The sequence below is a fragment of the Tautonia marina genome, from assembly GCF_009177065.1.
GTDB lineage: Bacteria > Planctomycetota > Planctomycetia > Isosphaerales > Isosphaeraceae > Tautonia > Tautonia marina.
The window spans coordinates 16057-28387 of the sequence record NZ_WEZF01000008.1 but is presented as its reverse complement, the minus strand read 5'-3'; the positions used below and the strand labels follow the sequence as shown (position 1 = coordinate 28387).

The following is a 12331-nucleotide window of genomic DNA, read 5'->3' as shown; positions in this document are numbered from 1 at the left end:
TCTCGGTCTGGCCCCGTCCGACCGACGCCAACCGTTCCCGACCTTCGCCGGGTCATTCGTCGCGGGGAAGTTCGGCGATCCGAAGGTTGCGGAAGCTCAGATCTGTTGTCGGGTCATGCCCTTGAATACTAATCACGCCCGGCGCGGCCTTGAAACCGTTGCGGCCGTTGTCGGCCGGTTCGCGGTCGTCGAACCAGTCGGTGACCTGATACCCGTTCACCCAGACGGCGAAGTGGTTGCCGTGGGCGATCAGGGTCTTGGTGAACCACTCGAAATCATCGGCCACGACCTTCCGAGCGGCCACCCGGCGATAAATCGCTCCGGTGCCGTAATCGACCGGCTTGGTGCGGTCGTCCCCTTCGTATTCGTTCCGAATCTGCGATTCGTAGCCGCTCCAGAACTGGCCGGGGAGGGCGCGGAAGAAGATGCCGCTGTTCAGGTGCTCGCCGTTCGAGAAGATGTCGAGTTGCAGGATGAAGTCGTCGTACTGGCCTTCGGTCTGGATGTCCCCCCGACCGTTCTTGACGTTCAGCTCTCCGGCCTCCGTCACCGAGTAGACCGACTCGCCGCCGTCGAGGACCTTCCAGCCGCTCAGGTCCTTGCCGTTGAAGATCGGCGTCGTGGCCTCGGGCTTCAACTCGACATCGCGGAGCATCAGCACGGCCCCCTCACCGACGCGGAAGCCCACCGCCTGACGCACCGGACCCGCAACGAGATACTTCTCTTGAAACTCCCCCGCGGCGAGCAATTCGCCATCCCGGGTTTCCATCTTCCCGGCAATCCCCTCGTCGTCGGCAGTCAGTTCGTAACGATCCCAGGTCTCCGGTTCCGTCTCGCCCACGGCATCGAGCGTCACCAGCGCGGCGGGACGGGCCTCGGGACGGATCAAGGCCATCAGCGCATCCCCCTTCCCCGCGTATCGGCAGGCAAAGCGGATCGTGCTCGGGCCGAACTCAGTCGTCGTCCGCACCACGGCCGGCCCCCGGACGACCAGGGCCCCCTCGACCACCGAAACGGCCTCGGCCGGATTCTCGGCCCTCACCTGCCAGCCGAAGGTCGTCTCGCCATCGAAAAGCTGGATCCAGCCCGCGGCGATCTCCTCGTCAGAAAGGGCATTGGCGGTGTCGTCTGCGGCACGGACCCCCTGGCCGGTCGAGGCGAGCAGCACCGTCAAGCCAACGAAAACGACAATGTTGCAGGAGTTCCGGATCAGGGTCATGGCGCGGGCTCCGGGGGATGCGGCGTCAAGCAGTTCACCCGGCATCATACCGGCAACTGATCCCGTTCGGCCAGCGTTCGATCACGACTCCCTCGCAGGCTCTCGAACACTTCACGTCACGAGCCGAGGCACGGCCGGGACCCCTCGAAGCCCGAGGACCGAGGCCCTTGCCTCGGCGGCGAGGAACAACGAGCCGGTCACGCAAATCAAGCCCGACGCCGGGGTGATCCGCCGGGCTTCGCTCAGCGCGAGCGTTGGGTCGGCGGCGATCACGCAGGGCGGGCCGCCAAGCTGTACAACGGCCTCGGCCACGGTCTCGGGATCGACCGCGCGCGGGTTCTCGACGAACCGGGTGGCGACCACGGCCTCGAACAGCGGCAGCAAGGCCCGAAGCTGGCCCGGCAAGTCCTTCTCGCGGCTTGTTCCAAAGACCAGGGTGCGGGGGACCTTCGGGAAGCACGATTGAAGCGTCTCGGCCAGTGCCTCGGCCGAGGCCACATTGTGTGCCCCGTCGATCACCAGCCAGGGAGCCTCTCCCACCACCTCGACCCTCGCCGGCCATTGCAGGCCCGCCATCCCTCGGACGACGGCCTCGGCCGACACATCCAGCTCCGGGTTCGATTCGCCCAGCGCGTCGAGTGCCGCCAGGGCCACGGCGAGGTTCCTCGCCTGGTGCTCGCCCGGCAAGGGACAGGCGAGCGATCCCCAGTCGCGCCGCCAGGTCCGCACGGCCACCCGGCCGTGATCGGGGCGAGCCAGGGGAGGCGTCGGAGGTTCATACGAACATTCAAAATCGACGCCGATTTGACGAATCGGGCAGCGTCTTGCTCTGGCGATGGCGTGGATCACGTCTCGGGGTTCCGGCTCGGCCACGCCGATCACGGCCGGGGTTCCTCGCTTGAGAATCCCCCCCTTCTCGGCCGCGATGTGTCCGAGCGTCGGACCAAGCTGCCGAACATGGTCGAGCGAGATCGACGTGATGACCGAGACGGCCGGCCGTACGACATTGGTCGAATCGAGCCGTCCTCCCATGCCCACCTCCAGCGCCACGGCCCGGCAGCCGGATCGGGCGAAATGGAGCAGGCCCATTGCCGTCGTGACCTCGAAGAAGGTCAGGCCGACCGGAGCCGGCCACTGCCGCTCGACGGTCTCGACGCTTGGAAGCACCGATTCATACAGGTCGATCAGTTCGCTCGGGTCCATCATCGCGCCGTCGATGACGAACCGTTCTTCCAGGCGGTGCAGGTGCGGCGAGGTGAACAGACCGGTCTTGATGCCGCCGGCCGAAAGGGCCGAGGCGATCATCGTCGAGGTCGACCCTTTCCCCTTGGTCCCGGCCACGTGGACGATCCGCAGGTGGTGCTGCGGGTCGCCCAGTTGGCGAAGTAACCGCCGCATCCGAGCCAGGCGAAGCTCAATTGAGGAGGCGGAGGCCGGCATGCCGACCCGTTCGTAATCAAGCCGGGCGTAGAGGCGGTCGATGCAATCCCGGTAGGCGTCGGTGCTCAAGGCAGGTCGGGCCCGGAGGGGTAATGGTCGCGCTGAGGATCGTGAGGCACGGGCACGGCTCCCGGCCCTTCCTGGTCGTGGTCGTCGGTCTCGTCGTCGGACGGGTCGAGGTCGATCGGGGGGCTGAGGGTATGCTCGGCACACGAGCGAATGGCGTCGAGCAGCTCGTCGAACGGGCCCCCCTTCAGAAGAATGCGGGAGGCTCCTCCGGCCAGCGCGAGCAATCGACCATCAGCCAGGCCGTCGCCGGTCAGGATGACCACCTGAAGGCCGGTGGCCAACGGATCGAACCGCAAGGCCTCAAGCACCTGTAACCCGTCTCGCTGGGGCATCCAGAGGTCGAGCACGAGGACCCGCGGGCGATGCTTCCGCACCTGCGCGATGGCCTCGTTGCCGTCCGACGCTTCCCAGACGGTCATGCCGGCGTCTCGCAGGCAGTTGGCGGTCACGGTGCGCAGGGCATCGTCGTCGTCGGCCACCACGATCGAGTAGCGTTCGGATCGGGCCACGGTCGTCACCCCTCCTTCTGCTCGGCGACGCTCACGATCGGCGGGTTTGATCCCTCAATGAACGTGCCCCGGCCTTGCCTCTGGATCGTCCGGTCCGGTGTGGCTTGAACGATGGTGACGACTCGATCGCCCCAGCATACCCCGACTCCCGCCTGGGCCGCCATGCCGGTTCCGATCGATTGTGGATTGATGGGAGCGATGACTATTCCCGAAGGCCCCGGACTCGTATCGTAGCATCATTGCAGACACGATGCGGATTCCCGGTGACGCGGTCGGGCCTGAACCCGGTGGCAAGCGGGATTGGATCGCATCAGATCGCAGCGATTGATGAGCCCTTTGAGCCATGATCCGTCTTCCTCGCCGTTCCCGACTTCCCGCCGCTCGGGCGGGCCTGGCCGTGCTCGGGCCGATCGGGCCGGAAGGCTCGGGAGTCTCGTACCGGGCCTGGTCTCCCGGCGAGGGAGACGCGGTGACCCTCTGGATCGACGGCTTGCGCGCCGAGGACGACCCGCTCCGCGCCGAAGGCCTTGCCCGACAGGCGTTCGCGCTCGAGCGCGTTCGACATCCGAACCTCGCCCAGGTCCTTCGGTTCGAAGCCCTCGACGGTCGCCTGGCTCTGATCGAGCGCCCCGGAGGAACGGTCCGCGCCGAGGTTCCGGTCGCTCCGGAAGACGACTCGCTCGAAACACCGAGCCGACGCCTGGGGCCTTCGTCGGTTCGTCGGGTGGTGGGCGAGGCGCTCCAGGCGGCCCGGGCGGTCCAGGCGTTGCACGAGCACGGGTTGAGCCACGGCAATCTTCGGCCCGAGTCCCTGGTCGCGCTGGCCGATGGCCGGGTGGTCGTGACCGGCCTCGGCCGCATCCCGCCGCCGCCGGAGGCCCCTGACGCGACCGATCCCCCCGCGTTTCCCGATCCTTCGGCCGAACGATCGGATCTCGACGCCCTCGGCCGGTTGCTCTACGAACGGCTCACCGGCACTCCGCCCGGTCCCTCGCCCGATCCGCCCGACACCCCTCCCCCCGAGTCGATCAACCGCCGCGTCCCTGCCAGTGTCTCTTCCTTGATCCGAAGGCTCCGCCTTCCGGTCGCGGACGGGGGCTTCGCATCGATCGCCCCGGCCGTTGCCGAGCTGGAACGGATCGTCGGCGCTCCGAGCCCCGAGACCTTTCTACCTCGGGAAGATCTGGTCGAGGCGTACCGATCGTTTGCCTCGGCCTTCGCCGAAGCGCCGAGCGCTCGTCTGGGGAAGACCGCCAGTCTGGGCTTCTACGGGGGCACGGGGGTCCTGGCCTTGTTCGCCTTGCTGGTGAGTCTGCCGAGCCTGGCGCTGGGATTGCTCCATTTGATGTTCATGACGGCCCTGTTCGGCTTCGTCGTGGGAGGATGCCGACGTGGGGGAGCCCTGTTCGACCGCGTTCGTCGGTTCGTCCTGGGTGGCCGAGGGCGAGACCTGGCGACGGTCGCGGGGGCGGTCGTGCTGGGCCTGCTCGGCCTGAAGGCGGCGGGGTTGCTCGGCGTTATGATCGCGCTCGGGATCGTCGCGGCGATTCTCAGCGGGGTCCGCGAGGTCCTGATCGACGACCGACTCGCCCAGGAGCGCCGCGAGCCGATCGAGCGGGCCTCGACCTTGCTCCGGGATCTCCGCGTCCACGGCCTGACCGAACCGAGCGTCCGGTCCTTCGCCATCGACCACGGTGGTGAGCACTGGGGACCGTTGTTCCTGGCCCTCTTTGGCGACGACGCCTACCGGGCCGCCGCGCAACGTCGGGCGGTGCCCTGGACCGATCGCCTGGTCCACGTCGAACTGCTCGGCCGAATCACGCGGTTCCTCGACACCCGCCTGATGCTCCGCCGAGACGAGCGCGACCGGGCGGTCCTCACTGCCCTCGAAGAGACTCGCCTGAAGGCCGCCGGGGTTCCCGAGTTGACCGCCCGGCGGCGGTCTTGGCGGATCGGGCCGGCCTTGATCGCCCGCGCTCGGGCCTTCGAGCGTGGCGAGGAACTGCCCGGCGGCTCTCTCGCCGCCTCCCTGGCCGAGGCGGTCCGAAACCCCGAAACCGTCCTGATCGAGGTCGAGGCCGAGTCGTCTCTCGACCGCCTCCGCCGTCGGTCCCTCACCCTGCTGGACGCCCTGACCGGCCCTCGTGTTCGGCTGCTCGTGGGTCTGGCCTTGCTGGCCGGGTTTCTGGCCTGGTCGCATCAGAATCGCCTGATTCCTCAGGAGGCGCCTTCGGAGCTGATCGAGGCCGCCCGATCTCCCGAGGACCTCGACCTCGACCAGCTTCGCCAGTCGATCGACGCCCGCCGCCAGGCGATCCAGGCCCAGGCCGATCGGGCCGAACCGCTTCGAGTGACGGTCGCTCCCGGGCTGCTCGCCCTGCTCTTTCGGCACGTCGGATCCGGTCTGGCCGCCCTGATTCTCCTGGCCTCCTGCCTCTCTGCCCGGCGAGCCGTGGCGCTGGCCTCCCTCGGCGCGGCCCTCGTCGCCCTGTTCGGTCCCAACCTCGGGCTCCCACTGGGGATCAGCCTCGGCCTGGCGGTGGCCCTGGCCCTGCTCGTGCCGGTGGTGGTCCGTCGTCTTGCCTGAACACTGAGGGTTGCCCTGTCCTCCTGAAATCTCCCGAATTCTCCAGGTTTCCACAAATCCCCCGGTTCTCTGCTCAAGGTAGACCCCGCACCTTCCGATCGTTGAAAGCGGGCGGTCAGGATTGACCCACCAGGCGGATCGAACCAGGAGGGTGAGGCGCGATGGATCGCGACGGACCCGACAGGGAGCGGAACCCGGCACGAGGAGCGGGCGTCGGCCAGGGCGAAGGCCGCGCCCGGGGTGTGCCCGTGGTGGTGCTGGAAGTCTTGACTCTGCTGATGTTTGTGCTGGGCGTGGGGGGAACGTGTGCCCTCTTGATCGCCGCGCATCGGAGGGTCGGGCAGGAGGAACCGCCGGCGGCCGTCGTGGCGATGCCCGCCGAGGGCCTCGGCACGGCGTCCGGTCTGGTCGAGGAGGCCCCGCCTCCCGAAATCGCTCCGGTCCCGGAACCCGAGCCCGAGCCGGAACCCGAAGCCCTGCCCGAACCTGAGCCCGAACCCGAGCCCGCGCCGGCGGTGGATCTGACGGCCGAGGCACTGGCCGAGATCGCCGCGAGGCGGGACGAGCTGGCCGAGCAGGTCGATCGGGTGTCGCGGCGGGTGGCTGAGGTTGGCGGCAGCCTGAAGGAAGCGGGACGGCGGATCGAGGCGTTCCTGACCGAGGCGAGGGAGGCCGATCGGCGTCGGCGGCGGCTGGCGGCCGAGGCCGAGCAACTGGAGGCCGAGCTGCAACTGGTGGCGCTGGAACGGGATGTGCTTGAACGCCAGCGAAATCAGGTCGAGGAGCAGCACCGACGGAAGATCGAGCGACCCGGCTACGCGATCCTCCCCTACCGGGGGATCTCGGGCACCTGGCGTCGGCCGATCCCGGTCGAGTGCCGCAACGGCATGGCGGTGATGGAACCGGGGGGCCTGAGCTTCTCGATGATCGAGCTGGCCGCGATGCCCGGTCGCTCCGGTCCTTTTGGCGCAGCGGTCAAACGCCTGGCGTTCTTGCTGGAACAGGAAGGCGCGCCGGGGGGGGAGCGGGTCGAGCCGTACGTCCTGTTCGTGGTCCGGCCCGACGGCATCCGCCCCTTCTACGAAGCTCGATCGTCACTCGACGCCATCGGGATCCCTTATGGGTACGAGCTGGTCGACCAGGACTGGGAGATCGAGTACCCCTCCTGGGACGACCCGACCATCTGGGAATCGCTCGATGCCTCGCTTCAGAACGACCCGCCCGACTGGGATGCCGTCGTTGCCGACGAACCCGGTCTGGCCGGATTCGGGGGGGATGGCGGCTTCGGTGGGCTCGGAGATCAGGCCGGTCGGGGCCGTTCGGGAGCCCTGGGAGTTCCTTCCTATCCCGGCGGGGCCGCGATCGCGGAGGACATGCGAAGCCTGGCGGACCTGGTGCCGGAGGGTCCGATCGGCCTACCGGGCGAGCCAGGAATCGGCTCGGGCCTGGGGGATCGAGGGACCGGGGGCGGCGGGCGATCGTCCGTTAGTCCCGTCGGACCGGAGGACGCGATCGCCGGTGAGATCGACGGCCGACGAGGCTGGTCCAGCATCGTCGAGCCGGAAGTTCCAGGGCGGGACGGAGTGCCGGGAGGTGACCGAAGCGAACCCGGTTCTCGCCTTGCTGCCGGCTCGGGCGTGGCGGGTCGGCGTGGGATCGGCCCGGTGGGATCGGCCGCGCCGACCGGAGGGAGAGGAACACCGGGAGGAGGCGGCGGAACCGGCGTCGGCTGGCGAGACGGCGAGCCGGGCTCGGGTCGGCCGGGCCTTCCGATGCCAGGCCTGGAGCAACTGATCGGCTTCGGTGGCCAGGCCGAAGGGGGGGCAAGTGGTGCTCCGTCGGCTGGTCCGGGAGCACCGAACGGATCGGGAAGTGGTGCCGGGCTGCCTTCGGGGGAGCCGAGCCCGGAGGAGGCGTTGGCTCAGGGGGATCGTCGGCTGGCCTCGGGAGATCGAGGTCAGGAGGCATCGGGCGACTCGGCCTCGCCGTTCTCGGGATCGGGCTCAGGTTCCGGATCGGGGTTCGGTTCCGGTACCGGCCGGCAACAGATTGAGCTGGTGGTGGCCAGTGGTCGGAAGGGGGTGACGATCCATCCCGGCGGCTATCGCCTGAGCGAGGAGACGGTGAAGCAGGACGACGGGCGGTTGATGAAGGCGATTGAGGCGGTCGCGGCCTCGGAGCGGCGAAAGAATCCGGCCAGCGACCCGGTGCCGACGGTCCGGTTCCTGATCGAGCCGGGGGGCTACGGCCTGTACTGGTCGGCCCGCAGTCAGGTCGAGCTGGCGAGGCCGGAGTGGCCGATCACCTGGCAGGCGAGTCAGCCAAGGACCTTCTCCCTCTTTGGATCGGAGCGCTGGTGATGAGCATGGTCACATCGTCGAGCCGATCGGAAGCGTTGGCCTGGAAATCGCCGGCTCGGGTGCTGGCGGAAGCGATTGCCCTGGTGCTGGTGATCGTCGGCCTGGGGGCCTGGATCGTCCGGAATCCCGCGTCGGAAGCGGTCGCGGTGGTCGATCCGGTGGTGGTCGAGGCCGAGCCGCCGGCCGAATCCGCACCCCCCGAGTTGCCGGAGGAGGCGGTGCCCGATCCCGAGCCGCCCCCCCTGCCCGACCCGGAACCCGAGCCGATCGGCCCCGACCCGGTCGCGCTGGCTCGGGCCGAGGAGGACCTGAAGGCGGTCGAAGCGGCGTTACAAGCGGCCGAGGAGGAGAAGGCCCGGCTCGTCTCGGAACACGGAGAGACCGAGCTTCGGACCCTTGCGGCTACGCGCACCGCGGCCGAGTCGGCCGAGCAGTTACGTCGAGAGGCGGAGCGGGTGGCCGCGGCCCGTGCCAATATTGCCGCCCTGCAAGGCGAGCGCGACCGCTTGAACCGGGTCATCGCCGCCATTGAAGCCGCTCCGCCGCCGAGGGAGGCCCTCAATACGAGCCGAAGCCCCGTGGCCCGGACGATCACGGGGGAGGAGTATCACTTCGAGATCCGAGGGGATCGGGTGGCCTTTATTGATCTCGACCGATTGCTGGAGAAGGCCCAGGTCGATGCGAAGCTTCGCCTGAGGATGACCGGGCTGAATACCCGAGGAGTTTCCGGAACGGTTGGGCCGATCGGGGCGTTCTCGATGTCGTACCAGATTGGCCCAACGGCCGTCGGGCTGTCGGCCGATCCGAGGCGACCGACCGCCGTCTCGGCCTCGTTCGGCTTGCAAGGGTTCGAGGTCGTGCCGACCCGAGCCCAGCGGGGAGAGCCGTTCGAGATCGCCCTGTCACCGGTGTCGGAAGTCGGCCGGGTGATCCAGCGGCTCGACCCTTCCCGAACGACCATCACGCTTTGGGTCTATCCGGACGGGTTCGCGCTGTACCGGAGGCTCTGGAACGCGCTGCACGAGTACGGCTTTACCATCGCCGCCCGTCCCTTGCCGGAGGGGATGCCGATTCGAGGGGGGCCGAACGGCTCTCGATCGGCCGGGCAGTGATTGGCCTGGAGGTGCCGGGTTGTCAAAGAGCGGAGGGGGCGGGACGGCGCGACTCAGGGGGAGGCGACCCGCGAGAGGTAGCGGCCGCCGGAGTCGTCGGCGATGGCTTGAAGCTGTGCGGCACCTCGGCCACCGCTGAGGTCGATGCAGTGGATCGGGATGCGGTCGGGATTGCGGGAGAGGATCGTCGTGTCGGTGTCGGCTGGGAATTCGCCGTCGGTGAGGAGGAAGACGGCATCGGGTCGGAGACCGAGGGCGAGCTTCATGGAGGATCGGGGGTCGGTTCCTCCGTCGGGAGCGATCGTGTTGATCCAGGAGGTCGCCGCCCGCTTCGCCTTCGTGTCGGCCGATTGAGGGATGCCGCCGGCCATGGGGATGGATCGGTTGTTGAAGAAGATGACCAGGAAGCGCTGCGGGTAGCGCAGGCTGTTGATGCAGCGGCGGAGTTCCTGCCGGGCCCGGTCGATCCGCAAGCCGTCGTCCATGCTACCGGAGCAATCGACGACGAAGACGAAGAAGGAGCCCCGGGCCCGGATGCCGTAGAACGCGGTCTGTTGCCAGGCGGGAATGCTCCGCCAGTCGATCGAGCCGTCGTACGGGTCGCCCGTAGAAGGGCGGCGCTGATCGGCCAGCGCGTTGACCGATCGAACCGTTGGCCCGACGCGACGAGGAGCCGGAGCGGGGGTGTCGTCGGCCGTGTCCGATTCGGTCCTGTCCTCGTCGTTGGAGGGGGCGGGAACGGGAGGACGAGGAATGGGTTTCGGCTCGTCGGCAAGCGCCGACCGGGCGAGGACCGAGGCACCCAGCACGGCGAGGACCAGCGACCATCGACGCTTGGGAGGCGGAAGCGGGCAGGATCGTCGCATGCGAGGCTCCGAGGGGTCGGGCTCCAACCGGGGGGACGCGGTCGGGCGATTTCGACGGATTCGATCGGAGATCCGGAACGCATTGACCTTTGACGCCATCGAGTCCCATGATAGTCGAAGTCGATCGGCAATCGACCTGCCGGAATCTCCTTCCCTCCATGCACCAACCGCCTGTGTCACGTCTTCGGGCCGTGATCCTTCCTGGAGTGTCTTCCCTTGTTTGAGGTCTTGACCACCGCCGATTGGATGACGCTTGGCGGGACGATTCTGACGTTGATTGCCCTGGAAGGGCTGCTCAGTGCCGACAATGCGCTGGTGCTGGCGGTGATGGTCCGCCACCTGCCCCGAGAGCAGCAGAAGAAGGCCCTGCGGTACGGGATCATCGGCGCGTTCATCTTCCGGTTCATCGCCGTCTTGCTGGCGGCGAAGATTCTCGATTACTGGCAACTGGAGGTGATCGGCGGGATCTATCTGTTGCAACTGGCTGTCCGCCATCTGTTGACAGGTGAGGAGGAACCGCACTACGACGACGAGCTGAGCTCGGCCGATGGGCAGCAGGCCGCGCCGGTCTTGCACGATCCGGCGGTGCCCGCCGGCGAGGCCCCGCCGAAGCGTCGGCGCCATCGCGGAGGCTTCTGGGCGACGGTCGCGGGGGTCGAGATGGCGGACATTGCCTTCTCGATCGACTCGATCCTTGCCGCCGTGGCCATTGCCGACGGCATGCCGGAGCATCTGCATGACGTCGAGTTCGGGTTCTTCACGCTCAAGACCTGGGTGATCTACATCGGGGGAGTCCTGGGGATCATCACGATGCGGTTCGTGGCCGGGTACTTCCTGCTCTTGCTCAACCGGTTCAAGGGGTTGGCGGTCGGGGCGTATCTGCTGGTCGGCTGGATCGGTTTGAAGCTGATCGGCTCGGGCTTCCACCACGCGCTTTATCGAGGAGAGGAACGGCTGACCGGCGGCTGGAAGGATCAGGTGCCCGAGTGGCTGGCCCACAACCTGGAGATGCCGAGCTGGTTCTTCTGGAGCGGGATGGTGTTGATCCTGGTGCTGAGTATGGTCTTGAGCCCCCGGAACGCGGCTCGGGAGGATTGATTCGAGCCGTTGCCGGGTGCATGGTTCGGTACGAGCTGGCCTCAGCCCCCCTCACCGGGCCTTCGGCCACCCTCTCCCCCGCGATCGGGAGAGAGGGTTGGGAGAAGCGGGTCAGGCGTAGGTGACTCCTTCGCGGGACAGTGCGGTTTGCAGGGCGACGGCGGCATCGCCGAAGCGGTCGGGGCCGGTGAAGCCGTAGCTGGCCTCGGCGACGACGAGGTGGGGTTCGAGGACGCAATAGCCGTCGAAGCCTTTGGCCACGGCGTCGGTGATGAGCTGGGGGATCATCCCCTCGCCTTCGCCCGCGGGAACGTTCTTCTTGAGCTTCGTGTCGTAGTCCTTGACATGGAAGTGGACGACGCGATCGCGGAGCAAGGCCCAGGCCTTGTCGACCGCTTGGCCGACTTCGAGGTAATTGGCCGGGTCGAAGGCGTGGCCGAGCGCGGGGGAGTTGACCGCGTCGAGCAGGTCCTTGACGCGCTCGGCCGTGTCGCCGTAGATCCCCTTCTCGTTCTCGAGCAGGAGGGTCACGCCGCGCTCCTCGGCAATCTTCGCCTTGGTGGTCATGCGGCGGACGACCTCGTCGCGGTGGGCCTCCGGTTCGGTCCCCTCGGGGATGTAGTAGGAGAAGATCCGGATGCGGGGGCACTCGTAGAAGTCGCACAGATCGAGGGCGATCTTGTAGCGTTCGAGGTGGGGCTCGAACGGCTCGTCGGCCTTGATCTTGCCGATGGGAGAGCCGATGGCGCTGAGGCCCATGCCGCGCTCGCGAAGCATGGTGCGGAACTGCTCGTGCTGCTCGGAGCTGAGGTCGAGGACGTTGGTGCCGAAGATGGAGCGGAACTCGACGAAACGGATGCTGTGGATCAAGAGGGTGTCGAGCTGTTCGGCGGGGTCGGCGGAAATCTCGTCGGCGAAGGCACTCAGGTAGATCATGGGGCGGTCTCGATGGGCCGGAGGGTGGGGTCGGTGCCGGGCTCGGGTTGGGCCCGATGGCGGACAGACACCCGGGGCGGTGGGACGGCGATCAATGCCCGAGATTCTACCACTCCGAGGGCGATCTGCGAACGA

Annotated in this window: 9 protein-coding genes; 4 read left to right on the top strand and 5 right to left on the bottom strand. The window is 67.9% G+C overall.

Annotation, left to right across the window (positions count from 1 at the left end):
• Positions 1-52 precede the first annotated feature (52 nt).
• The 3 genes from GA615_RS11285 to GA615_RS11275 all read right to left on the bottom strand — a co-directional run bounded on the left by GA615_RS11285 (position 53) and on the right by GA615_RS11275 (position 3237).
• The gene (locus tag GA615_RS11285) at positions 53-1219 is read right to left on the bottom strand and encodes a 3-keto-disaccharide hydrolase (protein ID WP_161602288.1); all 1167 of its coding nucleotides are present in this window, start codon (positions 1217-1219) and stop codon (positions 53-55) included.
• A gap of 111 nt (positions 1220-1330) precedes the next feature.
• On the bottom strand, positions 1331-2728 hold the full coding sequence (locus GA615_RS11280) for a bifunctional folylpolyglutamate synthase/dihydrofolate synthase (protein ID WP_152051401.1): 1398 nt from the start codon (positions 2726-2728) through the stop codon (positions 1331-1333).
• Positions 2725-3237: a response regulator gene (locus GA615_RS11275; protein ID WP_161602287.1), complete on the bottom strand. Its 513-nt coding sequence runs from the start codon at positions 3235-3237 to the stop codon at positions 2725-2727. Before GA615_RS11275 ends, GA615_RS11280 begins: the two co-directional genes overlap by 4 nt.
• 343 nt (positions 3238-3580) lie before the next feature.
• On the opposite strand from GA615_RS11275, the gene GA615_RS11270 reads away from it, so the two are divergent.
• The 3 genes from GA615_RS11270 to GA615_RS11260 all read left to right on the top strand — a co-directional run bounded on the left by GA615_RS11270 (position 3581) and on the right by GA615_RS11260 (position 9296).
• Complete coding sequence (locus GA615_RS11270; protein ID WP_152051399.1) at positions 3581-5824, top strand: hypothetical protein; 2244 nt, start codon at positions 3581-3583, stop codon at positions 5822-5824.
• A 161-nt stretch (positions 5825-5985) separates the two neighbouring features.
• Positions 5986-8184 (top strand): hypothetical protein, encoded by a 2199-nt coding sequence (locus GA615_RS27815; RefSeq protein WP_201750164.1) that lies wholly within the window; start codon positions 5986-5988, stop codon positions 8182-8184.
• Complete coding sequence (locus GA615_RS11260; RefSeq protein WP_152051398.1) at positions 8184-9296, top strand: hypothetical protein; 1113 nt, start codon at positions 8184-8186, stop codon at positions 9294-9296. The genes GA615_RS27815 and GA615_RS11260 overlap by 1 nt, the downstream gene beginning before the upstream one ends.
• Positions 9297-9349: 53 nt before the next feature.
• Here GA615_RS11260 and GA615_RS11255 read toward each other — a convergent pair whose 3' ends face one another.
• Positions 9350-10162 carry a vWA domain-containing protein gene (locus GA615_RS11255; RefSeq protein ID WP_161602286.1) on the bottom strand — a complete coding sequence of 271 codons (813 nt, stop codon included), beginning with the start codon at positions 10160-10162 and terminating at the stop codon, positions 9350-9352.
• Between the two features lie 216 nt (positions 10163-10378).
• On the opposite strand from GA615_RS11255, the gene GA615_RS11250 reads away from it, so the two are divergent.
• Entirely contained in the window at positions 10379-11260 is an 882-nt protein-coding gene (locus GA615_RS11250) for a TerC family protein (protein WP_152051396.1), read from the top strand.
• A 111-nt stretch (positions 11261-11371) separates the two neighbouring features.
• Here the strand turns inward: GA615_RS11250 and GA615_RS11245 are convergent, their stop codons facing one another.
• Positions 11372-12196: a sugar phosphate isomerase/epimerase family protein gene (locus GA615_RS11245; RefSeq protein WP_152051395.1), complete on the bottom strand. Its 825-nt coding sequence runs from the start codon at positions 12194-12196 to the stop codon at positions 11372-11374.
• Between the last annotated feature and the right edge of the window lie 135 nt (positions 12197-12331).